Origin of the sequence: Streptomyces lydicus, assembly GCF_000717345.1 — a bacterium.
Taxonomy (GTDB): Bacteria; Actinomycetota; Actinomycetes; order Streptomycetales; family Streptomycetaceae; genus Streptomyces; species Streptomyces lydicus.
The window spans coordinates 102,520-125,815 of record NZ_JNZA01000007.1 but is presented as its reverse complement, the minus strand read 5'-3'; the positions used below and the strand labels follow the sequence as shown (position 1 = coordinate 125,815).

Sequence of the window (23,296 nt, the reverse complement as noted above, 5' to 3'; positions counted from 1 at the left end):
TGAATATTCAGTCAATCGCCTGTCTTTGACCCGCCGTTCGCGGGAGTGCCCGGAGCCGGACTTGAACCGGCACGGCCCGTAGGCCAGCGAGGTTTAAGCTCGCCGTGTCTGCATTCCACCATCCGGGCCTGGGATCCCCCATGCCACCTCAAAGAGGGCAGCACGAGCGTAGCCCGCAGCGCCCGGCGCAGTTCGGCCGCTCATCCCGAGGTTGTCTTATTTTATTGGCAACTGAGGGAGCATCAGCGCTGGGTACAGGCCGTGGGCACATGCCTGATGCCCCACTCCGCCAGGACCTGCCGCGGCGCAAATTCGTGCCCGAATTGACGGAAACTCGACGCCCCCCTCCGCGGCCCCGTCACCCCTCCGGGTGGCGGCCCGAGGCCGCCGCGGAGTCAACCGCGGCGTCAGGGTTCGTCTCCTCCCCAGGGATGACCGAGCACCCCCCGGCTACTTCCCAGGTGTGGCCGAGGACGGTCACAGGGGTTGACGTACCCGCCCCTTTTCCTGACCCACGATGGAAACGTCCGCTCGTCCGTGGCACCGCCCCGGCCGCCCGCGGCTCCGATCACCCTCGTTGCGACAGGAGCTCCTTCCCGTGACCACCACCCACTCCGGCGTCTCCACCGCCAGCCGCACCACCGCGGTGGCCGCCCGCGCCACGGATCTCACCAAGGTCTACGGACAGGGCGAGACCCAGGTGGTCGCCCTGGACGCGGTCTCCGTCGACTTCCGGCAGGCCCAGTTCACCGCGATCATGGGGCCCTCCGGGTCCGGCAAGTCGACCCTGATGCACTGCATGGCCGGCCTGGACGCGATATCCGGGGGCTCCGCCCGGATCGGTGACATCGAGCTGACCGGCCTCAAGGACAAGAAGCTCACCCAGCTGCGGCGCGACAAGATCGGCTTCATCTTCCAGGCGTTCAACCTCCTGCCGACGCTCACCGCCCTGGAGAACATCACCCTCCCCATGGACATCGCCGGCCGGAAGCCGGACCGCGCCTGGCTGGACCGCGTGGTGGAGACCGTCGGCCTCGGCGGCCGCCTCAAGCACCGCCCCAGCCAGCTCTCCGGCGGCCAGCAGCAGCGCGTCGCGGTGGCCCGGGCGCTCGCCTCCCGGCCCGAGATCATCTTCGCCGACGAGCCCACCGGCAACCTCGACTCCCGCTCCGGCGCCGAGGTGCTGGGCTTCCTGCGCAACTCCGTACGCGAACTGGGCCAGACCGTGGTGATGGTCACCCACGACCCGGTCGCCGCCTCCTACGCGGACCGCGTGATCTTCCTCGCCGACGGCCGGATCGTCGACGACATGCCCGACCCCACCGCCGACATGGTCCTCGAGCGGATGAAGGGCTTCGACGCCAAGGGCCGTACGAGCTGACCCGCGGCAGCCGCCACCCGAACTCCGGACCTCTCCTCCAGGACTGACCCACTCATGTTCCGTACCGCCTTGCGCAATGTGCTCGCGCACAAGGCCCGGCTGCTGATGACCGTCCTCGCCGTCATGCTCGGCGTGGCCTTCGTCTCCGGCACCCTGGTCTTCACCTCGACCATCTCCGACGCGTTCCAGGCCAGCTCCCAAAAGGGCTACGACAACGTCGACGTGGCCATCCAGCCGCGGTCCTCCGACAGTCGCACCGGCGCGCCCGGCGCGGCCCCGGCACTCGACCGGAAGCTGCTGGAGAAGGCCGCCCACGTGCCCGGCGCCGCCTCCGCCACCGGCTCCGTCTCCGGCTTCACCGCCATCGCCGACAAGAAGGGCCAGCTGATCGGCGACGGCTTCTCGACCCGCGGCGGCAACTACTTCGCCGGCAAGGACGGCAAGGACGCCCGCTACCCGATGCGCAGCGGCGCCGCCCCCAAGGGCCCGCACGAGTTCGCCCTGGACGCGCACACCGCGGACAAGGCCGGCTACAAGGTCGGCGACACCGTACGGATCTCCGTCGACGGACCGGTCCGCGAGCAGAAGCTGACCGGCGTCTTCACCACCGACGACGGCACCGTCGCGGCCGGCGGCAGCCTCGCGCTGTTCGACACCCCGACCGCGCAGAAGCTGTTCGCGGCACCCGGCACGTTCAGCGAGATCGACGTCCGCGCCGCGGCGGGCACCTCCCAGACGGCGCTGAAGTCCGCCGTCGACAAGGTGCTGCCCAAGGACGGCGCCGAGGCCACCACCGGCAAGAAGCTCGCCGCCGACCAGGCCGAGAACATCGCCAAGAGCATGGACGGCATGAAGACCGCCCTGCTCGCCTTCGCCGGTATCGCGCTCTTCGTCGGCATCTTCATCATCGCCAACACCTTCACCATGCTGGTCGCCCAGCGCACCAAGGAACTGGCCCTGCTGCGCGCGGTCGGCGCGAGCCGCCGCCAGGTGACCCGCTCGGTGCTGCTGGAGGCGTTCCTCGTGGGCACGGTCGCCGCGGTCACCGGCCTGGCCGCCGGCATCGGCATCGGCGCCGGCCTGCGCGCCCTGATGAGCAGCACCGGCGCGACCGTCCCCGACGGCCCCCTGGTGATCGCGCCCTCGACCGTACTGGCGTCCCTGCTGGTCGGCATCGTCGTCACCGTCCTGGCCGCCTGGCTGCCCGGCCGGCGCGCCGCGAAGATCCCGCCGGTCGCCGCGATGAACAGCGTGCACGCCACCGCCACCACCAAGTCGCTGGTGCTGCGCAACACCGTCGGCGCGCTGTTCGCGGGCGCCGGCGTCGCCGGGGTCCTGGTCGCCACCGGCATGTCCGACGGCAAGGCCGTGATGGGCGGCGGCGCGGTGCTGCTGCTGATCGGCGTGTTCGTCCTGACGCCGCTGCTGTCCCGCCCGCTGATCGCGCTGGCCTCACCCGTGCTGCGCGCCTTCGGGATCTCCGGCACCCTCGCCCGCCAGAACGCGGTCCGCAACCCACGCCGTACGGCCGCCACGGCCTCCGCGTTGATGATCGGGCTGACGCTGATCACCGGCCTGACGGTGATCGCCGGCAGCGTGCAGAAGGGCATCGACAAGATGGCCACCGCGTCGCTCAAGGCCGACTACGTCGTCTCCATGGCCACCCGGACGCCGCTCTCCCCGGACGTGGCGAAGAAGCTCGGCAGCCTGGACGAGGTCACCGCCGTCAGCCCGCTGCGCAACTCCCCGTCCCGGATCGGCACCGACACCCAGTACCTGACCGGCGTCAACGGCAAGGACTTCGGGAAGCTCACCCGACTCGACTTCACCCAGGGCACGCTGGGCGACCTGCGCGGCGGCCGGACGGTCGTGGACGACAGCACCGCCAAGGAGCAGGGCTGGCACCCCGGCTCCCGCCTCCCGGTGACGTTCGAGGACGGCAAGAAGGGCACGCTGACCGTCTCCGGCGTCTACCGGGGCAACCAGATGATCCACGGCATCATCCTGGACAACACGACGCTGGCGCCGCACCAGAAGCAGATCACCGACATGCAGGTGATGGTCAAGACGACGGACGGCGCCACCGACGCCACCAAGGACACGCTGGTCAAGGCGCTCGGCAAGAACCCGGCGATCTCCGTCGCCGACAAGAAGGACGTCACCGACGGCATCGCGCAGATGATCAACCTGATGCTGAACATGCTCTACGGGCTGCTGGCCATGGCCGTGATCGTCGCGGTGCTCGGCGTCATCAACACGCTGGCGATGTCGGTCTTCGAACGCTCGCAGGAGATCGGCATGCTGCGCGCCATCGGCCTGGACCGCCGCGGCATCAAGCGCATGGTGCGCCTGGAGTCCCTGGTGATCTCCCTCTTCGGCGGGGTCCTCGGCATCGGCCTCGGCGTGTTCTTCGGCTGGGCTGCCGGTGAACTGATCGGCGGCTCGATGGCGACGTACGAACTGGTCCTGCCGTGGGGTCGGATGGGCATCTTCCTCGCCCTGGCCGCCCTGGTCGGCGTCCTGGCCGCCCTCTGGCCGGCCCGGCGGGCGGCGCGCCTGAACATGCTGGCGGCCATTAAGGCGGAGTAGTCCCACGTGTTTGTCTGCGGCGCCGTGGTGGTTTCTCGCCGTTGCGCCTGCGGCGGGCCGGGTGATTGCTGGGTGCGGTGACGGACCTCCGGGGCCTGTTCTGTGGACTGCTTCGCTTTACGTCCACAGAACAGGCCCCTCCGGCCCGTCCCCTCCCGTGGGAAAGAAGGTTGAAGGCCGGTGGGGGCGAGCGTCAGTAAGACGCTCGCCCCCACCGGCCTATTTCCTACCCACTACGGGAGGGGCCGCGCCGCAGGACGAAGTCCGGAGGAGCGGCACCGCACCCGACACCACCTCGCCCGCCGCAGGCGCAACGGCGAGACGAAACACGGCGGGAAAGCCGACAACGTGCGGCGGCGCCGCAAAGCGCCACGGCGAGAAACCACCACGGCGCCGCAGACAAAAACGTGGGATCAACCCCAGCTACGCTCGCGAAGGCGCACGCCCGAGGTCCCCGAGTCCGGGGTGCGGACTGCCAGGACCTGGTTGACTCCTATGCGGTTGCGCTCGAACGACAGGGCCGACGCCGCCATGTAGAGCCGCCAGACCCGGGCCCGGCCCGGGGACGTCAGGCGCGCCGCCTCGTCCCAGTGCTTCTCCAGGTTGGCGACCCACTGCCGCAGCGTCAGGGCGTAGTGCTCCCGGATTCCCTCCACGTCCCGCACCTCGAACCCGGCTTCCTCCAGCTGGGCCACCGTCCGCCCGACCGGTGCCAGCTCGCCGTCGGGGAAGACGTACCGGTCGATGAAATCGTCGACGCGGTAGGTCTCCTCGTCGGCCAGCGGCCGCCGCGCGATCTGGTGGTTGAGCAGCCGTCCGCCCGGCCTCAGCAGCGCGTACAGCGCGCTCGCGTACTCGGCGTACCGGTCCCGGCCGACGTGCTCGGCCATCCCGATCGAGGAGATGGCGTCGAACGGCTCGTCCTTGATCTCGCGGTAGTCCTGCACCCGGATCTCGATCCGGTCGGCGAGGCCGGCCTCCGCGATCCGCTTGCGGGCGAAGGTGGCCTGTTCCTCGGAGAGGGTGATGCCGACGGCCCGTACGCCGTACTCGCGGGCGGCGTGCAGCACCATCGAGCCCCAGCCGCAGCCCACGTCCAGCAGCCGCTGGCCCTCCTTGAGGGCGAGCTTGCGGCAGATCAGGTCGAGCTTGTCGCGCTGGGCGTCCTCCAGGCTCGCGTCGGGACTCTCCCAGTAGGCGCAGGAGTAGACCATGGACGGGCCGAGGACCAGCGCGTAGAAGTCGTTGCCGACGTCGTAGTGGTGGCTGATGGCTTCCTTGTCGCGCCGCAGGGTGTGCAGCGGTCCCCGGCGGCGTCTGACCTCTTCCGCGGGCGGGGTGGGTGGTACGGGGGCGCCGGCCAGGGCGAGCAGTTCCCGGGCGGCGGCGCGCAGCTCCGGGCGGGCCAGGGCGCGCAACGCGGCGGCCCGCGGCGCTTTGGTGGTGGCGGCGCGCTCCCAGAGCAGCCCGGCGAGCAGATCGAGCGCCTCGTAGAGGTCGCCCTCGATGTCGAGGTCACCGGCCACCCAGCCGCGGGCCAGGCCCAGTTCGCCGGGCTTGAACAGCAGCCGGCGCAGCGCGCGGCGATGGCGGATGACGAGCACGGGTGCCCCCGGCGGGCCGGACTCGCTGCGGTCCCAGGCGCGGATGCGCACCGGGAGCGGCGTTCCCAGCACCTCCTCGGCGAGCTTGGTGAGCCGTCCAGCGGCGTCGGCCATGTCGCACACCTCCGTGTTGACGAGTCGGGCGAAGAAGATTCACCCACCACGTAAACGCCAATGAAGCGCCCGGATAGTCCCGTTCACACGTAAGGGAACCGCAAACCGCCCACATTTCGCCACGGCGCACACGCCGAAGGGCGCCCGCCCCACGGATGGCGGACGCCCTTCGGGCTGGTCGGAGTACCCGACCGGTGGTTCAGGAAGCCTTGGCCTTCGGCTTGTCGCCGGCGGCGGCCGGCGCGGGGGCCGGCTTGGCCGCCTCGTAGAACTCCTCGCGGGGGTTCTCCATGGCGCCGAGCGAGACGACCTCGCGCTTGAGGAACATGGCCAGCGTCCAGTCGGCGAAGACCCGGATCTTGCGGTTGAACGTCGGCATCGCCATGCCGTGGTACCCACGGTGCATGTACCAGGCGAGACGGCCCTTGAGCTTGATCTTCATCTTGCCCATGACGATCATCGCGACGCCCTTGTGCAGGCCCAGACCGGCGACCGCACCCTTGTTGGCGTGGCTGTACTCCTTCTGCGGGAAGCCCCGCATACCGGAGACCACGTTGTCGCCGAGGACCCTGGCCTGCCGCAGCGCGTGCTGCGCGTTCGGCGGGCACCAGGCGTTCTCGTTGCCGTTCTTACGGCCGACCAGGTCCGGGACCTGGGCGTTGTCGCCCGCGGCCCAGATGTAGTCGGTGCCCTGCACCTGGAGGGTGGGGGCGGTGTCGACGTGACCGCGCGGGCCGAGCGGCAGGCCGAAGCGGGCCAGCGCCGGGTTGGGCTTGACGCCCGCGGTCCACACGATGGTGTTGGAGTCGACCTCGAGGCCGTTGTTGAGCTTCACGTGGCCGTCGACGCAGGAGTCCATGCCGGTCTTGAGGTAGACCTCGACGCCACGGCCCTCGAGGTGCTCCTTGCCGTAGGCACCGAGCTTGGGTCCGACCTCGGGGAGGATCTTGTCGGCGACGTCGACCAGCAGGAAGCGCATGTCCTCGCGCTTCACGTTGTTGTAGTACTTCGCGGCGTCGCGGGCCATGTCCTCGACCTCACCGACGGTCTCCGCGCCCGCGAAGCCGCCACCGACGAAGACGAAGGTCAGCGCCTTGCGGCGGACGTCCTCATCGGTCGTGGAGTCGGCCTTGTCCAGCTGCTCCAGGACGTGGTTGCGCAGGCCGATGGCCTCCTCCACACCCTTCATACCGATGCCCTGCTCGGCGAGGCCGGGGATCGGGAAGGTCCGCGAGACGGCGCCGAGGGCGATCACGAGGTAGTCGAAAGGCAGCTCGTACGCCTCGCCCACCAGCGGGGCGATCGTGGCGACCTTGCGGTCCTGATCGATGGTGGTGACCCGGCCGGTGAGGACCTCCGCCTTCGGCAGCACGCGTCGCAGCGGGACGACGACGTGCCGGGGGGAGATGCTGCCGGCGGCGGCTTCGGGGAGGAAGGGCTGATAGGTCATGTACGACCGCGGGTCGACGACCGTGACGGTCGCCTCGCCGTAGCGCATCTTCTTGAGGATGCGCCGAGCTGCGTACAGGCCTACGTACCCACCGCCTACTACGAGGATCCTGGGACGCTCCGTGGTGCTCATGCAATCGAGTATCCACCCCCACATGGGGGGTCGCTCGTGAGCCCCTTCACAAGGACCTAAGGGGTATCTGCTACACTCCGCCGGCTTCGTGACCGACGCCATACCGGGAAACGGAACCACCGTAGTACGCGAGGCGTTGGAGACCCCTGTTGATCAGGGCTTGTGGGCCCCGCGGCGGGGGGACCGGGCCTCCTGCGGCCGCTCCCCCGGGATATCGGAACCCGCGCAATCCCGGGGTCGAGAGGCCCGGAAACCTTCGAATGACGGTCGGACGATCAGATTGTTCGCCCAACAGGAGGCTTTTTCATGTGAAGGATTTCACGAACTTTCTTCCCGAGCCTCCCCGAGAAGCCCCGTGAGACCCCCCGGAGACCGCTCAGAAGGGCATCCGGCCCGCTCAAAAGCCCGGTCGGCAGAGGTCGTTGCCGGCCCCTGCCGACCCGCTCACCCGCGACGGCGCACCCGTCGCGGCCGCGGTCACTCGTCGTCGAGTGCGGCGTGCCAGGCGATGCCGTCCAGGATGTCGTGCTCGCTGACGACGACCTCCTCGGCGCCCGTCCGCTCCATGATCGACAGCAGTACGAGCGCGCCCGCGGCGATCACATCGACCCGGCCGGGGTGCAGGACGGGGATGGCCGCGCGCTCGGCGTGGGTGGAGGACAGCAGGTGCTCGGTGATCTCGCGGACCTTGGCCAGCGGGACCCGGGCGTGGTGGATGGCATCGGAGTCGTAGTGGTCCAGGCCCAGCGCGATACCGGCGACGGTGGTGACCGAGCCGGCCAGGCCCACCAGGGTGGCGGCCTCGCGCAGCGGGACGGTCTCCTCGGCCCGGTCCAGCGCCGCGGCGATGTCGGCCTTCATCGCGTCGACCTGACGCGCGGTCGGCGGATCGGTGATCTCGCCGTCGTGCACCAGATGCCGCTCGGTCATCCGGACGCAGCCGACGTCGACCGAGCGGGCGGCGCGTACCGCCTCGTCGCCGAGGACGAACTCGGTGGAGCCGCCGCCGATGTCCACCACCAGGAAGGGCCTGGCCAGGTCGGCCCGGCCGAGGAGCTCCTTGGTGGCGCCGTTGAAGGAGAACTCCGCCTCCTGGTCACCCGTGATCACCTCGGGCTGCACGCCCAGGATGTCCACCACGCCGCGGACGAAGTCCTCGCGGTTCTCCGCGTCACGGGAGGCGGAGGTCGCCACGAAGCGGACCTGCTGGGCGCCCAGGCCCTTGATCACCGCGGCGTATTCCCGGCAGGCCGCGAAGGTGCGCTCCAGCGCCTCGGGCGCCAGCCGCCCGGTGCGGTCCACGCCCTGACCGAGCCGGACGATCTGCATCCGGCGGTCGAGTTCCTTCAGCTCGCCGGTGCTCGGGTCGACGTCCGCGACCAGCAGCCGGATGGAGTTCGTACCGCAGTCGACCGCGGCGACGCGCTTCACTCGGACTCTCCCTCGTCACTCCCGCCGCACGGGTTCACACACGGCCCCTTCTTCCACCACTCCGGCAGCATCGCGAGGGCCTCGTCGCCGAGCGGGTTGACGCCCGGCCCGGCCGCCAGCGAGTGGCCGACGAGCACGTGCAGGCACTTGACCCGGTCGGGCATGCCGCCCGCGCTCGGGAAGCCCTCGAGCACCTCGATGGCGTCGCGGCGCCGGATGTAGTCCTCGTGGGCCGCGCGGTAGGCGGCGGCCAGCTCCGGGTCGGCCGCCAGCCGTTCGCTCATCTCCTTCATCACGCCGTTGGCCTCCAGCGTGCCGATCGCGGAGGCCGCGCGCGGGCAGGTGAGGTAGTAGAGCGTGGGGAAGGGCGTGCCGTCCTCCAGGCGCGGCGCCGTCTCGACGACGTCCGGCTGCCCGCAGGGGCAGCGGTGCGCGATGGCGCGCAGGCCGCGCGGCGGGCGGCCGAGCTGCTCCTTGAAGGCGGCGATGTCCGCGGCGGTGGGCTCGGTGGGCTCGGTCTGGGGCGGAGGCGTTTCCATGTGCGCTTTCGGTGAGTGGTGGTGGGGCGGCGGTACGGTCCGCCGTCCCTGTCGACAGTACGGCCCCGCGCGGGCCTGCGGTACGGGCCGGGGCACCCGGGCGGTGCGGCCGCTACCGCTTGTCGGCCGCGTCGACCGCGCTCCACAGGTTCTCGTACCAGGGGCGCTGCGCGGCCTGCGAGCCCTTGGGGGCGGTGCTCGTGCCCGAGCCGTCGCGGACGAGGTAGCCGGTCTCGCCCGGCCTGACGTAGTGCAGATGCCGGCGGGCCTGCTGGCGGACGTACTCCGGATCCTGCCACCGGGCCTTCTGCTCGCGCAGCCGTTCCAGTGCGGCACCGGCGTCCTGGGCCTTGCGGCGCTGGTCGGCGATGTCGGAGCGCTGGGAGACGTACTGCCTTATCGGGTACGCGAGCGCGACGACCAGGGAGCACATCACCAGCGCCAGCAGCGCGGCGCGGCCGGTGAGGCGGTTGCGGCGGGCCGGACGGGCGCGGTAGACGCGGGCGGCGGCCTGCTCGCCGAGCGCCTTGAGTCGGGTCGCGGTCGAGAACCGGTCCGCGGGCACGTCGTCTCCCCTCGCCGGCTGACGCCGGTCTGCATCAAGCACGTACGTCCCCGGCAACGGTACGGGACCGTCGCCGGGGACGTACGAGGTGCTCGGCCGTAACGTCAGCCGATCAGCCGTTCCGGAGGAACGCCGTTCCGTGCCGACCGGTTGGCGGAGCGCTGTGCCTACTGGTTCGCGGAGCGGAACCGCGGGAAGGCGGAGCGGCCGGCGTACACCGCGGCGTCGTCGAGGATCTCCTCGATGCGCAGCAGCTGGTTGTACTTGGCGACGCGCTCGGAGCGGGCCGGGGCGCCGGTCTTGATCTGGCCGCAGTTGGTGGCGACGGCGAGGTCGGCGATGGTGACGTCCTCGGTCTCGCCGGAGCGGTGCGACATCATGCACTTGAAGCCGTTGCGCTGGGCCAGCTCGACGGCGTCCAGGGTCTCGGTCAGCGAACCGATCTGGTTGACCTTCACCAGCAGCGCGTTGGCGGAGCCCTCCTCGATGCCGCGGGCGAGGCGCTCGGGGTTGGTGACGAACAGGTCGTCGCCGACCAGCTGAACCTTGGCGCCGAGCTTGTCGGTGATGACCTTCCAGCCGGCCCAGTCGTCCTCGAACAGCGGGTCCTCGATGGAGACCAGCGGGTACGCCGCGACGAGCTCCTCGTAGTACTCGGTCATCTGGGCGGCCGAGCGGGTCTGGCCCTCGAACTCGTACGAGCCGTCCTTGTAGAACTCGGAGGCGGCGACGTCCAGGGCGAGCGCGATGTCCTGGCCCGGGGCGTAACCGGCCTGCGTGATGGCCTCCAGGATGAGGTCGAGCGCCTCGCGGTTGGAGCCCAGGTTCGGGGCGAAGCCGCCCTCGTCGCCGAGGCCGGTGGACAGCCCGCGCTCCTTCAGGACCTTCTTGAGGGTGTGGTAGACCTCGGCGCCCCAGCGCAGCGCCTCGGAGAAGGACTCGGCGCCGATCGGCGCGATCATGAACTCCTGGATGTCCACGTTGGAGTCGGCGTGCGAGCCGCCGTTCAGGATGTTCATCATCGGCACGGGCAGCACGTGCGCGTTCGGGCCGCCGAGGTAGCGGAACAGCGGGAGGTCGCTGGCCTCGGAGGCGGCGTGCGCGACGGCGAGGGAGACGCCGAGGATGGCGTTGGCGCCGAGCGAGCCCTTGTTGTCGGTGGCGTCCAGGTCGAACATGGCCTGGTCGATCAGCCGCTGCTCGGTCGCGTCGTAGCCGACGAGCTCCGGGCCGATCTGCTCGATGACGGCGAGGACGGCCTTCTCGACGCCCTTGCCGAGGTAGCGGTTCGGGTCGCCGTCGCGGAGCTCGATGGCCTCGAAGGCGCCGGTCGAGGCACCGGACGGCACAGCGGCACGGCCCGTGCTGCCGTCGTCGAGGCCGACCTCGACCTCGACCGTGGGATTACCTCGCGAGTCGAGAATTTCGCGGGCTACGACGACGTCGATGGACGGCACGTTGTCTCCTTCGTGGGTGTCTGGAGTTCTGCAGCACGAGCCTAACGGCCCCGAGCGCGTCCGCTTGCGTGCGGCCCGCTCTGTGGGACGGAACGACCCGGAAAGCTCCCCGAAAGCCCAGTTCACGGACCTTCTTCCGCATTGTTCGCCGAACGGGAAAAACGCGGGAAGGCGCCGGTCAGGGGCGTGCGCGCGGGAACCGACGGAGAAACCCCGCCGCGGGGCGCCCGGGGGGGGACGCGCCGCGGCGGGGCTGTCTCAGGAGGGCCGGATCCGGCAGGGCCGGGGCCCGCCGTCCGGACCGGGGTCCTCAGGGCCCGCCGCCCGGGCCCGGGAGGAGTCCCGGTGCGCGGACGGCTCAGACGTTGAGCTTCTGGCCGGGGAAGATCAGGTTCGGGTTGCCGCCGATGACCGACTTGTTGGCCTCGTAGACCGACTTCCAGTTGGTGCCGTGGGCCTTGGCGATCTTGGCGAGGGTGTCGCCCGCCTTGACGGTGTAGTTGCCGTGACCCAGGGACTTGCGCTCGGTGGAGCGCGAGGCGTGCTCGGAGGCGGCCGGGGCCTTCTTCACCTCGGCCTTGCCCTGGTCCTGCTGGGGCGCGGACTTGGTCTGCGCGGAGGAGCCGGAGGTGTCGACGTCGGGGGACGGACCACCGGAGGTCAGGCCGCCCGCGCCGGCGCAGGACCAGGCGCCGGGGCCCTGGATGGCGAGGAGCTTCTCGGCGGCGGCGATCTGCTGCGACTTGGTGGCCAGGTCGGCGCGCGCCGCGTACTGGGTGCCACCGGCGGCGGCCCAGCTGGAGTTGGAGAACTGCAGGCCACCGTAGTAGCCGTTACCGGTGTTGATCGACCAGTTGCCACCGGACTCGCACTGGGCGACCTTGTCCCAGGTGGCGACCGAGGCGGCGGAGGCGGAGGTGGCGCCCATCAGCGGGACCGCGACGACGGCACCGGCCACACCGGCGAGGGTGGCGACGCGGACGGCCTTGGAGGGACGACGGTGCTTGCCCTTGTTGATCAGCATGGTTCGTTCGTTTCCTCACCGACGCCTACGAGGTGAGCTGTCGGGTTCGGACTGTGAGTGGCCCGGCCGGTGCGTCGGACGCACCGGGCTTCACCCCAAGCCGGCTGACCCGCTTTCACGGGCCGGGCCGGCACTTACCTTGGTTCCCCCGCTCCTGCCTTCGGCGCTTGCGCGTCAACTGCCTCCGACCACCGGCAGGATTCGGCGTGTGATCGAAGGGGCCCGCTTTGGCGAGCGGTCATGACCGTAAGCAGAAGCCCGTTGATGTTCAAACCCCCGCATCTGGACCAAGTTGACCGCTTTTGATCACGGGGAGGTCACGTCTTCGCAGGTGGGACCCGGTACCCCGAGTACGGACGGACCGGGTCCCACGCGGCGCAAAGAGACGCTTGTCTCACTTTCGCCGCAACGGGGCAAAGACGGCGAACTAGCCTGCGTCGTGGCCGAGATCGAGCAGCTGGCCGGGCTGGATCAGGTCCGCGTCGGAGCCGATGACGCCCTCGTTGCGCTCGTAGAGCGCGGGCCAGCCGCCGGACAGCCGGTGGGCCTGCGCGATGGCTGACAGGCTGTCACCGGGGCGGACGGTGTAGTCGCCGCCCGTCGGGTCCGTACGGTGCGCGTCGTCGCCGCGCGAGGCGTGCCGGCCGCCGGAGGCACGGTCGGTGCCGTCGCCCTCGCCGTCGTCCGTGCCGCCGCGGTGCCTGCCCTTGGTGGGCTCCCGGTGCGCCTCGCCGGCGGTGTCCGTACGGCTGCCGCCGTCGGCCGGGTCCGCGGAGTCCGCGGGGTCGCCGGTGCGGGACGGGTCGTCGTCGGCGTGCGACGGGTCGCCGGTACGGGAGGTGCCGTCCCCGTCGTCGCCCGGCGTGGTGGAGCCGGACGGCTCCTGGGTCCGGTCCTTGGCGCCGGTGGTGTCACCGGAGTCGCCCGGGCCCGAGGCGTCGGGGGCGGAGGGCGAGGGCGTCGCCTCGGACGGCTCGTCCGACGGGCCCTGGTCCGCTCCGTCCTGCGAGTCGGTGGGCCCCGTCGAGTCGTCCCGGTCGGCCGGGTCGGGCAGCGGGGTGCTGGTGTTGCCCGGATCGACCTCGGGGGCGCGGCCGTCCTTGGTCAGACCCGCGTTCACCGCGCAGCTCGGCCAGGCGTCCGGCCCGCGGTCGTCGAGGATCGTCTCGGCCACCGCGATCTGCTGGGCGCGGCTGGCGAGGTCGGGGCGCGAGGCGTAGGCCGTGCCGCCGTGGCGGTCCCACATCTCCTGGGTCAGCTGCAGCCCGCCGTAGAAGCCGTTGCCCGAGGCCGCGCTCCAGACTCCACCGCTCTCGCACTGGGCGACCTTGTCCCAGGTCGCGGTGTCGGCGGCGTGGGCACCACCGGCGGAGAGCAGGGGCAGCGCGAGTCCCGCGCCGGTGACTCCCGCCGTGACAAAGATGGCCGGTGCTTGACGGGGGCGACGATGTCGGCCGTTCCCGGAACGCATGCGGATGCCTTTCGCGCGACGGTTGAGTTGTCGACGACCCGTTCGCACAGGTACGAACGGGCCGACGGGGCACTCGCCGGCCGATGCGGACACAGGGCACCCGTACACCGGTCCGCCCCGTCACCGCTTCTGCCGATCGAGTGAATCCCTCGATCCTGTAGATCGTCGGTGGAAACGTAGCCGGGGTCACGGGTAGTCACAAGTCGGTGTAGCGCAGATCACGCAAAGGTCACGCAGCTGACTCTGTGTCACTTTCGTCCCGCCGCTGGTCAGCGCGCTCGGGGGTGAACTGCACGGGCAGTGACCGAAGTCCGCGCATGATGAGACCGCCGCGCCAGCGCAGGGCGTCCGGATCCGCACCCAGCCGGAGGTCGGGGAGGCGCCGCAGCAGCGTCGCGAGCGCGGTCTGCCCTTCGAGCCGGGCGAGCGGGGCGCCCAGGCAGTAGTGGATGCCGTGCCCGTATCCCAGATGGGGGTTGTCACGCCGGGTCAGGTCCAGGACGTCCGGGTCGGCGAAGCGCTCCGGGTCGCGGTCCGCGGCGGCCAGCACCACCAGGACGGGGTCGCCCGCGGCGATCCGCTGCCCGCCGAGCGTCATCTCCTGGGTCGCGAACCGCCAGGTCGCCAGCTCCACCGGACCGTCGTAACGCAGCAGCTCCTCGATGCCGGTGGCCAGCAGCTCGGTGTCGCCGGCCGCCAGCGCCCCCTGCAGCAGCTCGCGCTGGGCGGGGTGGCGCAGCAGCGCGTAGGTGCCGTTGCCGATGAGGTTGACGGTGGTCTCGAAGCCGGCGAAGAGCAGGATGAACGCCATCGCGGCGGCCTCGTTCTCGGTGAGGTGCTCGCCGTGGTCGGACGCCCGGATCAGGCCGGAGATCAGGTCCTCCCCCGGGTTCTCCCGCTTGCGGTGGATCAGCTCCGCCAGGTACGTGCGCATCTTCTTCACGGACCGGGCGACCCCGCCGCGCGGGCCGCCGCCGTGGCGGATCATCATGCCCGCCCAGTCGCGGAAGTCGTCCTGGTCCTCGCGCGGGACGCCGAGCAGGTCGCAGATCGCGTAGATGGGCAGCGGGAAGGCGAACTCGTGGATGAGGTCGGCCTCGCCCCGGCCCGCGAAGCCGTCGATGAGGTCGTCGGCCAGCTGCTGCACACGGGGCGCGAACTCCGCGACCCGGCGCGGGGTGAACGCCTTGGAGACCAGCCGGCGCAGCCGGGTGTGGTCCGGCGGGTCGATGTTGAGCAGGTGCGTCATGAGGTTGGCGCTGCGCTCGCCGGGGATGCCGACCTTGCCCTTGCCGTGCGCGGACTCGCTGTGGTGCACCGGGTTCTTGGAGAGCCGGGCGTCGGCGAGCGCTTGCCGCGCGTCGGTGTAGCGGGTCACCAGCCAGGCTTCGACGCCACTGGGCAGCGCGGTCCGGTGCACCGGCGCGTGGGTGCGCAGCCAGGCGTACGCGGGGTACGGATCGGCGGCGAACTCCCAGGTGAACAGGTCGGGCGCGGGCGGCCGGCCGGCGGCCGCGGCGGGGCAGTCGGCGGGCGCGTCCACGGCGGTGGCGCCGGTGGCGCCGGCGTTCGGACCGGGCTCGGGGACGGCGCCGGGCGGGCCGGTGTCAGGGGTGGCGTCGGGGGTGGCGTCGGGCTTGTCGTGCACCTTCCGACCGTAACCGGTGCGCGCACTCCGGTGGACCGGCGGACGGCGGGCGCCTCCCCGCTACTCCGCCGCCACCCCCAGCCCCGCGAGGAACGCCACCGCCGCCGGCGACGGGCCGAGGCCGCTCCACACCACCCGCTCGGTACGCTCCGGCGCCGGCCGCGCCCGGACGATGTGCAGCCCCGGCAGTTCGGAGGCGATCGCCTCCGGCACCATGCCCACCCCCAGCCCCGCCCGCACCAGCTTCGCCAGGAACTCGACGGTGGTCACCTCGAACGCCACCTCCGAGGTCAGTCCCGCCGCCCGGAACGCGTCGTCGCGCTGCCGCCGGGCCGCCGACCCGGCCGTGAAGTCGACGAAGGTCTCCCGCGCCAGCCGCGCCAGCGTGGTCCACTCCCGGCCGGCCAGCGGGTGCCCCGGCGGCACCACCGCCACCAGCTCGCCGCGCGCCAGCTCCTTCTCCCGCACCCCGGTCGTGCGCACGCCGGGCGCCAGCCCGACGAAGGCGACGTCCAGCGTCCCCTCCCGCACCTTCGCGAGGAGCGGATCGCTCATCTCCATCTGGAGGCTGATCCGCACCTGGGGGCAGCGGCTGCGGAAGTCGCCCAGCTCGCGGGCGAGATCGACGGCCGCGACGGTCGAGATCGCCCCCACCGCCAGCCGGCCGCGCACCTCTCCGGTCGCCGCGGCCACCTCCGCACGGGCCCGCTCGGCGGCCTCCAGCGCCTGCCGCGCGACCGGTACGAACGCCTCACCGGCGACGGTCAGCCGGACGCTGCGGCTGGTCCGGTCGAAGAGCCGGGCGCCCAGTTCCTTCTCCAGCCGGGCGATCTGATGGCTCAGCGCGGACTGCACCACATGGCAGCGCTCGGCGGCCCGGGTGAACCCGCCGGTCTCGGCCACCGCGACGACATAACGCATCTGCTGGAGCTCCATGGCCGCGATCCTAGCCAGCGATCTCTTTTCACGATGGATGCGATGAAAACGATGTGTTGGACTCATCAATACCGCCGGCCCCAGTCTGGGAGTCGCCGGCCCCCGTCACCACCGTGGTGACGGGCGACGCCGGGGAGACACGGGGAGGTCACACCATGGAGCCCGACCACGCGCCGGAGCAGCCGGGGCGGCTGGGACGCGGCACGCTGCTGCTGATGTCGGCGGCCACCGGCCTGGCCGTCGCCGGCAACTACTTCGCCCAGCCGCTGCTGGACGTCATCGGCCACGATCTGCGGCTGTCCGCCGCCACCGCCGCGCTGGTGGTGACCGTCGCCCAGACCGGCTACGGCCTCGGCCTGCTGCTGCTCGTACCGCTCGGCGACATGGTGGAGCGGCGCCGGCTGGCGGTCGTCCTGTGCGCGGCGACCGCGGTGTTCCTGACCGTCACCGCGAGCGCGCCGAACGCCGCCCTGCTGCTGACCGGCACCGCCCTCACCGGTCTGACCTCGGTCGCCGCGCAGGTCGTCATGCCGTACGCGGCGACCCTGGCCGCGCCCGCCGAGCGCGGCCGGACCGTCGGCACCGTCATGACCGGCCTGCTGCTGGGCATCCTGCTCGCCCGTACGGCCGCCGGCCTGCTCGCCGAGCTCGGCGGCTGGCGCACCGTCTACTGGGTCAACGCCGCGCTGATGCTGCTGATGGCGGTGCTGCTGCGGCTCCGGCTGCCCGCGCTGCGCACCAGCGCCGGGCTGCGCTACCCGGCGCTGCTGCGCTCCACGCTGGCGCTGTTCGGCCAGGAGCCGGTGCTGCGCCGGCGGGCGGTGCTGGGGGCGGTGTCCTTCGCGGGCTTCAGCGTGCTGTGGACGGCGGTGGCGTTCCTGATGTCCGGCCCGGCCTACGGCTGGCAGGAGTCGGCCATCGGGCTGCTGGGGCTGGTCGGCGCCGCCGGCTCGCTGTCCGCGTCGGCGGCCGGCCGGCTGGCCGACCGCGGGCTGGCGCACCGTGTCACCGGTGTCGCGGCGGTCCTGCTCCTGGGCTCCTGGGGCCTGCTGGCGCTGGGCGGCGGGGGCGGTGCCTGGTCGCTGGCCGCGCTGCTGGCCGGCGTGGTCGTGCTGGACCTGGCCGCCCAGGCGGTGCACGTCAGCAATCAGAACCTGGTCTACGGCGTCCGCCCGGAGGCCCGCAACCGCCTCAACTCGGCGTACATGACCAGCTACTTCGCGGGCGGGGCGGTGGGCTCGGCGCTCACCTCGGCGGTGTGGGGCGCCGGCGGCTGGCCCGGGGTGTGCGTGCTGGGGGCGGCTCTCGCGGCGGTCGGGGTCACGCTGTGGGTCCTCGACCGGCTGCGGCCGGTCCCCCCGGCCGGCGGCCGCACGGAGCACGGCCACCGGTCCGAGCCCGCGCCGGCCGCGCTCTGACGGCGCACCGCACCGCCGCGGGCGGCGGCTACCGCCCGGCCGCGCCCTCGGCGGCCAGCACCGCGTCCCGGTAGGCCCGCGCCGCCGCCCGCAGCGCGGCCTCCGGGTCGACCCCGTCCGCCTCGGCGCGCACCGCCATCGCCAGCAGGTCGTAGCCGATGCCGTCGCCGGCGGGCGGGGCGACGTCGAGCCCCGCCTTCCGGGCCCGGAAGGCCAGCTTCGCGGTCAGCGCCAGGGCGGGCTGGGCCAGCGGCACGCCCTCGGTCACCGACGCGCGCTGCTTCTCCTCCGCCTTCGTCCGCAGCCAGTGCGCCTTGACGTCCTCGGGGGTCGCGGCCTCCTCCTCGCCGAAGACGTGCGGGTGGCGGCGGATCAGCTTGTCCACGATCGTGCCCGCCACGTCGTCGAGGGAGAACGGCTCGTCCGGGTCGTCCTGCGCGATCCGGGCGTGGAAGACGACCTGGAGGAGCACATCGCCGAGCTCCTCGCGCAGCGCCTCGCGGTCGCCGTCCTCGATCGCCTCGACCAGCTCGTACGCCTCCTCGATGCCGTACTTGGCCAGATCGCGGTGGGTGCGGATGCTGCTCCAGGGGCACTCGGCCCGGATCTGGTCCATGACCTGCACGAGGTCGAGCAGCCGCGCGCCGGGCAGGTCGTACGAGCCGGGCAGCAGCTCCAGGTCGGGCATGGTCTCGCGGCCGGACCCGGCCAGCCGGGCCAGTCCGTCGGTCAGGGTGCTCTCGCCGGAGGCCGAGGTCAGGACGACGGCGGTGCGGTCGCCGGACACGCAGGCGTCGACCAGCTCGCGGGCCGTCGGGGCGGCGGTCTCCACCTCGATGCCGGCCTCGCGCAGGTAGGGCAGCTGCGGATGGTCCGGCTCGGCGCACAGCACCCGGTCGGCCGTGCGCAGCGTCTGCCACGCGGGCCAGGACAGCAGGCCGGGCGCGACCCGGTGGCTGGTGGTGAGCAGGACCAGGCGTCCGGTGCCGGTGCCCTCGGGGCGGGCGTCGGCGCCGGTGTCGGCGGCGGAGGCGTCAGCGTTCACGCCTCGAACGTAACGCACCCCACCGACATCGCCGGGCGCCGCCCGCCGCCTGCCCGGCCGACCACCGCCGGCCGCCCCGCCTCAGGTCTGCTGCTTCGCCTGCCCGGTGGTGATCCAGGGGTCCTTGGTCTCGCCGAGGATCACCTGCTGGTCGTCCCACTTGCCGAAGCGCGGATTGACGTCGATGCCCATGGAGCGGGAGGTTTTGGCCAGCTCCCGGGCGAGCGCGCGCTGGCCCTCCGGCTTGCCGCGGTCGGCGCCGAGGTGCTTGGCGACGCCGTCCAGCAGCAGCTGGTTGCGGACCATCGCGTCGACCTCGTCGGGGGCGATGCCCTGCTGGAGCCACATCGCCTTCAGCCGCTCGGCGCCGCCGGCCTGCTGCTCGGCCTGGTCGCGCCACTTCTGGACCGCGCGGCGGGTGACCGTCACCCCGGCGTGCTCGGCGCTGCGGGCCAGCACCCGGTCGAAGATCATGCCGTTGAGGGTGGCCAGGCTCAGCCGCCCGGTGTTCATGATCAGCTGGGTGCCCTGCGGGGACTTGGCCTGCGCGGCCCGTACGTCCTTCACCTTGGCCTGCAGCTGCGCGACGGTGATCCGCTTCCCGTCGACGACGGCGGCGGCACCGGGGTGCGCCCCGCTCCCGCAGGCGGCGAGCAGCGGGGTCGCGGCCAGCAGGGCGGCGGTGGCGGATACGGAGAGCGCTGTCCTACGGCGGAACACATGGCCTCCCGGCAGATCGTGCGACGGAGTCTCGACCTTGAGTGATCGATGCTAAGGAGTCGTCGTGGCCCAGGCCACTGCTTCGGCCAACGAGCTGTGGCGGAGTCGGTCGCGCCCGGCCGGACAATTGCGGTTGACGCTCCGCCGTACGCACCGGTTTGCTGCTGCGGTGAGCACCCTTCGCATCGAACAGCCGGACGACGACGCCGGGTTCAAGGACTGGCAGTACGTCCACAACCTGATCATCCCCACCCATCAGCTGTCGCTCGACGACGTGCGGGAGCGCGCCGGGCGCAACACCCTGGAGGTGGCGTACCGCGACGACGTCCTCGTGGGCTGCACGACCGTCCGCCCGCCCGCGGACGACACCGCCACGGCCACGGTGATCGCCCGCGTGCTGCCCGGCCACCGCGGGCAGGGGCTCGGCAGTCGGCTCTACGAGCGGGGGCTGAAGCGGGCGCGGGAGCTCGGCGCCGGGGCGATCGAGACGGTGGTTCTGACGTCCAACACGGACGGGCTGCGCTTCGCCGAGAAGCACGGGTTCGTCGAGGTCGAGCGCTATGTGCTGCCGGGCGAGACCATTCCCTGGTGCACGCTGCGGCTCGCCTGAGCCGGGGCTTGGGGCGCGGGGGCACCGGCCGCGGTGCCGCGGCCGCGTTGTCGTACCCCCGTGCCACGATGCGGCCATGACGACCACCGAACGTCTCCTGCCGCCGATGGACGCCGACGAGCGGGCCTCGCTGGAGAGCTGGCTCGACTTCTACCGCACGACCCTGGCCCAGAAATGCGCCGGGCTGACCGAGCATCAGCTCCGTGCGGCGTCCGCGCCACCGTCACCGCTCACCCTGCTCGGCCTCGTCCAGCACCTGGCGGAGGTCGAGCGGAACTGGTTCCGCCGGGTCCTGGCCGAGGAGGACGTCCCGCCCCTCTTCGGCCCGGACGCCGGGCCCGGCACCCACGACGGCGGCTTCGACCTCGCCGAAGAGGCCACGTACGACCGGGCGCTGGCCGCGTGGCGGGCCGAGACGGACCGCGGCCGGGAGAACTGCGCGGGCCGCGCGCTCGACGACACCGCGCCCTTCGGGGACGGCCGGGTCACCCTGCGCTGGATCTACACCCACATGATCGCCGAGTACGCCCGGCACTGCGGCCACGCCGACCTCCTGCGCGAGCGCATCGACGGCAGTACGGGCGTGTGACCGCCGGCCGCCCGGGCCCGGGACGCCGGTCCGGACGGCTGCCGGTCCGGCTCAGCCCTGGACCTGGCTCAGCCAGTACAGCGTCCGCCGCAGCTCCTCGGTGAAGGCGTGGTGCGGGCCGTGCAGGCGCTCGGCGTCGTAGAGGAGGCGGGAGAGGGTCTCCTGGGCGGCGCCGCGTTCGCCCTGGGCCAGCAGCAGGTGGCCTATGGACCGCCGGATCTCCAGGGGGCGTACGGGGTCGTCGGCGTAGTGCTCGAAGTAGGGCAGCAGGGCGCGGTACTCCTCCAGCGCCTGGGCGACCTCACCGAGTTGCTCCAGGCACTGGGCCGCCTCGAAGTGGAACTGGAGGGCCTGGCGGGTGGCGCCGGCGCCTGACTCCTTGCCGAACTCCTCGGCCAGCAGGCGGAGTTCGGGCAGCGCGCGGCGGTACTGGCCGTCGTCCATGAGGGTGGCGGCGTACTGCTTGCGCAGGGTGCGCACGACCGGGGAGTGCGGGCCGTGCCGTTCGGCGGCGGCCGGCAGGATGCCGCCGAGGATGTCCACGGCATGGGTGATCCGGCCCTGGTCGAGCAGGCTCTTGACCTCCTCGACGGCGGCCGCGACGTCCGGGCCGCCGGTGCCGGTGCCGTGCGGGGCGGCGGCGCCGGACGTCCGGGGGTCGGCGGCGGCCGGCCGGGCCCCGGGGTGCGAGGGGGCGGGCCCGAAGGCCGCCGGGATACCGGACAGGGCCGAGGCGCGGGGGTCGGCGGCCCGGGGGCCCGGCCCGGTGGCGGCCGCGTCGGCCCCGAGGGACGCCGGCCGCCGGTCACCCCGCGGCCCGGGCACGGACGGCAGCAGCGGGGTGGAGACCGCCGTCGGCGTGGGGGCCGGGGCGAGTGCCGCCGTCGAGCGGGCCGGCCAGGGAGCATGCGGCTGACGGAAGGGGCGGGTGGGGTCCATGGGGGCGAGCGGTGCGGCTGCGGCCTGCGGGCCGGTGGCGGCGGTGGGCAGCAGGGGCGCCAGCGCCTGGTAGACCTCCTGGGCGTCGGCGGGGCGCGCCTCGGGATCCTTGCGCAGCAGGTGCAGCACCAGCGCTTCGAGCGCTTCGGGGACGTCGGGGCGCAGGTGCCGCACGGGGACGGGTTCCTCGTGCAGGTGGCGGTGCAGCACGCCCAGGGCCGTCGACCCGGCGAACGGGACCTCGCCGCTGAGCAGTTCGTGCAGCAGCACCCCGAGGGCGTAGAGGTCGGTGTGCGGGCCGACGGCACCGCCCATGGCCTGCTCGGGCGCCATGTAGGCGGGGCTGCCGATGGGTGAGCCGGTGTGGGTGAGGCGGGTGGTGTCGGTGTCCAGGGCGGAGGCGATGCCGAGGTCGAGGACGACCAGGGAACCGTCCGGGCGGATCATGACGTTGCGGGGCTTGAGGTCGCGGTGGACGATCGGCACCGCGTGGACGGAGGCCAGCACGGCGCACAGCTGCGCGGCGACCGAGACCGCCCACGGCCAGGGGTAGGGGTCGTGCTCGGCGAGGTGGTCGGAGAGGTCGGCGCCCTCCACGTACTGCATGACCAGGTAGAGGTCCTCGTCGTCGCTGCCGGCGTCGTGGACGGTGACCAGTCCCGGGTGGTCGACCTGTGCGGTGACCCGGCACTCGCGGACGAAGCGGCGGCGCATCTCCTCGCCGTCCGGGGTGCCCGCCACCCGGTCCGGGCGCAGCAGCTTGACGCCGACCCGGCGGTCCAGCCGGCGGTCGTAGCCGATCCAGACCTGGCCCATCCCGCCCTGGCCGAGCAGCGCGGACAGTTCGTAACGCCCGCCGATGACCCGGCCGTTCACTTCCCCTCCTCCTTGCGGAGGTAGTCGCTGAGTTCATCGAGCTCTGCCCGCACCCGGTCGAGGCGCTGCGGCTGCGGCCGCTCCGGGGGCGGTGGCGCGGGGCGGTACGGGGCCGGGGCGGGTCCGCCCTGCCCCGGGTGCGGCAGGTGGGTCTCGGTGACCGCGTACGGGTTGACCGGGCCGGCACCGTGCGGCCCGTACGGCTGGGTCCGCCGGTCGTGGAGGGGGCCGTACCCCTGCGGGGGGCCGTACCCGTGCGGCGGGCCGGGGTAGGGCGCCGCGCCGGGCAGGGGCGCGGGCCCGGGGGCGCGCTGGGCCCGGATGTCGACGACCAGGTAGTACGCGACGGTGCCCGCCATCTGCAGCAGCAACAGGGCCACCGCGACATCGGTGCGCCAGTCCGTCTCGGGGTAGCCCTCCGACCACAGGCTGGTGCCGATGACCAGCGCCAGGTCGCCGCCGAACAGCCACCATCCCAGCGGCCTGCGCTGCACGATCGCGGCCCGCAGCAGCGCCGCCCAGGCCAGGAACCCCAGGCTGAGCACCGTGCCGGCCACGAACAGCACCCGCAGCGCGATGACCGTCCCCTGTCCCGGGGGACGCTGCGGCGGGTGGGCCGGGGCGGGGCCGTGCATTGCTGCTCCTGACGGGTCGTTCGGGCGGGCGAGGCGGTGCCGTGGCGGCCCGTGGGGGTGGCGCCGCCCCCTCGCGCGGGCGGGCTCGGGTGCGCGTACGTGCGCCTGAGCGTATATACGACG

At 72.5% G+C, this 23,296-nt stretch carries 19 protein-coding genes, 1 tRNA gene and 1 riboswitch; of the genes, 5 read left to right on the top strand and 15 right to left on the bottom strand.

The window, feature by feature from the left end; translation table 11 throughout:
- Window positions 1-46: 46 nt before the first annotated feature.
- A tRNA-Leu gene (locus OO62_RS08035) sits at window positions 47-128 on the bottom strand.
- A gap of 470 nt (window positions 129-598) precedes the next feature.
- On the opposite strand from OO62_RS08035, the gene OO62_RS08030 reads away from it, so the two are divergent.
- Both OO62_RS08030 and OO62_RS08025 read left to right on the top strand, forming a co-directional pair.
- On the top strand, window positions 599-1,381 hold the full coding sequence (locus tag OO62_RS08030) for an ABC transporter ATP-binding protein (RefSeq protein ID WP_033266557.1): 783 nt from the start codon (window positions 599-601) through the stop codon (window positions 1,379-1,381).
- A gap of 54 nt (window positions 1,382-1,435) precedes the next feature.
- Window positions 1,436-3,970 carry an ABC transporter permease gene (locus OO62_RS08025; RefSeq protein ID WP_033266556.1) on the top strand — a complete coding sequence of 845 codons (2,535 nt, stop codon included), beginning with the start codon at window positions 1,436-1,438 and terminating at the stop codon, window positions 3,968-3,970.
- A gap of 413 nt (window positions 3,971-4,383) precedes the next feature.
- On the opposite strand, the gene OO62_RS08020 is transcribed toward OO62_RS08025, so the two are convergent.
- The 10 genes from OO62_RS08020 to OO62_RS07975 all read right to left on the bottom strand — a co-directional run bounded on the left by OO62_RS08020 (window position 4,384) and on the right by OO62_RS07975 (window position 16,341).
- On the bottom strand, window positions 4,384-5,688 hold the full coding sequence (locus OO62_RS08020) for an SAM-dependent methyltransferase (protein ID WP_033266555.1): 1,305 nt from the start codon (window positions 5,686-5,688) through the stop codon (window positions 4,384-4,386).
- 199 nt (window positions 5,689-5,887) lie between these two features.
- Window positions 5,888-7,270 (bottom strand): NAD(P)/FAD-dependent oxidoreductase, encoded by a 1,383-nt coding sequence (locus OO62_RS08015; RefSeq protein ID WP_033266554.1) that lies wholly within the window; start codon window positions 7,268-7,270, stop codon window positions 5,888-5,890.
- Between the two features lie 477 nt (window positions 7,271-7,747).
- Window positions 7,748-8,701 (bottom strand): Ppx/GppA phosphatase family protein, encoded by a 954-nt coding sequence (locus OO62_RS08010; RefSeq protein ID WP_033266553.1) that lies wholly within the window; start codon window positions 8,699-8,701, stop codon window positions 7,748-7,750.
- Window positions 8,698-9,240: a DUF501 domain-containing protein gene (locus OO62_RS08005; RefSeq protein WP_033266552.1), complete on the bottom strand. Its 543-nt coding sequence runs from the start codon at window positions 9,238-9,240 to the stop codon at window positions 8,698-8,700. Before OO62_RS08005 ends, OO62_RS08010 begins: the two co-directional genes overlap by 4 nt.
- A gap of 112 nt (window positions 9,241-9,352) precedes the next feature.
- Window positions 9,353-9,805, bottom strand: coding sequence for an FtsB family cell division protein (locus tag OO62_RS08000; protein ID WP_033266551.1), 453 nt, complete (start codon window positions 9,803-9,805; stop codon window positions 9,353-9,355).
- Window positions 9,806-9,972: 167 nt separating this feature from the next.
- Window positions 9,973-11,262 carry a phosphopyruvate hydratase gene (gene eno, locus OO62_RS07995; RefSeq protein WP_033266550.1) on the bottom strand — a complete coding sequence of 430 codons (1,290 nt, stop codon included), beginning with the start codon at window positions 11,260-11,262 and terminating at the stop codon, window positions 9,973-9,975.
- Between the two features lie 358 nt (window positions 11,263-11,620).
- Entirely contained in the window at window positions 11,621-12,286 is a 666-nt protein-coding gene (locus OO62_RS07990) for a LysM peptidoglycan-binding domain-containing protein (RefSeq protein ID WP_033266549.1), read from the bottom strand.
- Between the two features lie 7 nt (window positions 12,287-12,293).
- A riboswitch (cyclic di-AMP (ydaO/yuaA leader) is annotated at window positions 12,294-12,462 on the bottom strand.
- A 251-nt stretch (window positions 12,463-12,713) separates the two neighbouring features.
- Window positions 12,714-13,757: a transglycosylase family protein gene (locus tag OO62_RS07985; RefSeq protein ID WP_033266548.1), complete on the bottom strand. Its 1,044-nt coding sequence runs from the start codon at window positions 13,755-13,757 to the stop codon at window positions 12,714-12,716.
- Window positions 13,758-13,986: 229 nt separating this feature from the next.
- Window positions 13,987-15,300, bottom strand: a complete 1,314-nt coding sequence (locus OO62_RS07980; RefSeq protein WP_051732899.1) for a cytochrome P450 family protein — start codon at window positions 15,298-15,300, stop codon at window positions 13,987-13,989.
- A 165-nt stretch (window positions 15,301-15,465) separates the two neighbouring features.
- The gene (locus OO62_RS07975; protein WP_033266546.1) at window positions 15,466-16,341 is read right to left on the bottom strand and encodes a LysR family transcriptional regulator; all 876 of its coding nucleotides are present in this window, start codon (window positions 16,339-16,341) and stop codon (window positions 15,466-15,468) included.
- Window positions 16,342-16,496: 155 nt separating this feature from the next.
- Between OO62_RS07975 and OO62_RS07970 the strand changes: the two genes are divergently transcribed.
- Window positions 16,497-17,759 (top strand): MFS transporter, encoded by a 1,263-nt coding sequence (locus tag OO62_RS07970; protein ID WP_051732871.1) that lies wholly within the window; start codon window positions 16,497-16,499, stop codon window positions 17,757-17,759.
- A gap of 28 nt (window positions 17,760-17,787) precedes the next feature.
- Here the strand turns inward: OO62_RS07970 and OO62_RS07965 are convergent, their stop codons facing one another.
- Both OO62_RS07965 and OO62_RS07960 read right to left on the bottom strand, forming a co-directional pair.
- On the bottom strand, window positions 17,788-18,804 hold the full coding sequence (locus OO62_RS07965; protein ID WP_033266545.1) for a nucleoside triphosphate pyrophosphohydrolase: 1,017 nt from the start codon (window positions 18,802-18,804) through the stop codon (window positions 17,788-17,790).
- Between the two features lie 81 nt (window positions 18,805-18,885).
- Window positions 18,886-19,524, bottom strand: a complete 639-nt coding sequence (locus tag OO62_RS07960) for a SurA N-terminal domain-containing protein (RefSeq protein WP_033266544.1) — start codon at window positions 19,522-19,524, stop codon at window positions 18,886-18,888.
- 169 nt (window positions 19,525-19,693) lie between these two features.
- Between OO62_RS07960 and OO62_RS07955 the strand changes: the two genes are divergently transcribed.
- Both OO62_RS07955 and OO62_RS07950 read left to right on the top strand, forming a co-directional pair.
- Window positions 19,694-20,134 (top strand): GNAT family N-acetyltransferase, encoded by a 441-nt coding sequence (locus tag OO62_RS07955; protein ID WP_033266543.1) that lies wholly within the window; start codon window positions 19,694-19,696, stop codon window positions 20,132-20,134.
- 76 nt (window positions 20,135-20,210) lie between these two features.
- Window positions 20,211-20,723: a DinB family protein gene (locus OO62_RS07950; RefSeq protein WP_033266542.1), complete on the top strand. Its 513-nt coding sequence runs from the start codon at window positions 20,211-20,213 to the stop codon at window positions 20,721-20,723.
- A gap of 51 nt (window positions 20,724-20,774) precedes the next feature.
- Here the strand turns inward: OO62_RS07950 and OO62_RS07945 are convergent, their stop codons facing one another.
- The gene (locus tag OO62_RS07945) at window positions 20,775-22,538 is read right to left on the bottom strand and encodes a protein kinase domain-containing protein (protein ID WP_033266541.1); all 1,764 of its coding nucleotides are present in this window, start codon (window positions 22,536-22,538) and stop codon (window positions 20,775-20,777) included.
- Complete coding sequence (locus OO62_RS07940) at window positions 22,535-23,173, bottom strand: hypothetical protein (protein WP_033266540.1); 639 nt, start codon at window positions 23,171-23,173, stop codon at window positions 22,535-22,537. Before OO62_RS07940 ends, OO62_RS07945 begins: the two co-directional genes overlap by 4 nt.
- Window positions 23,174-23,296 lie beyond the last annotated feature (123 nt).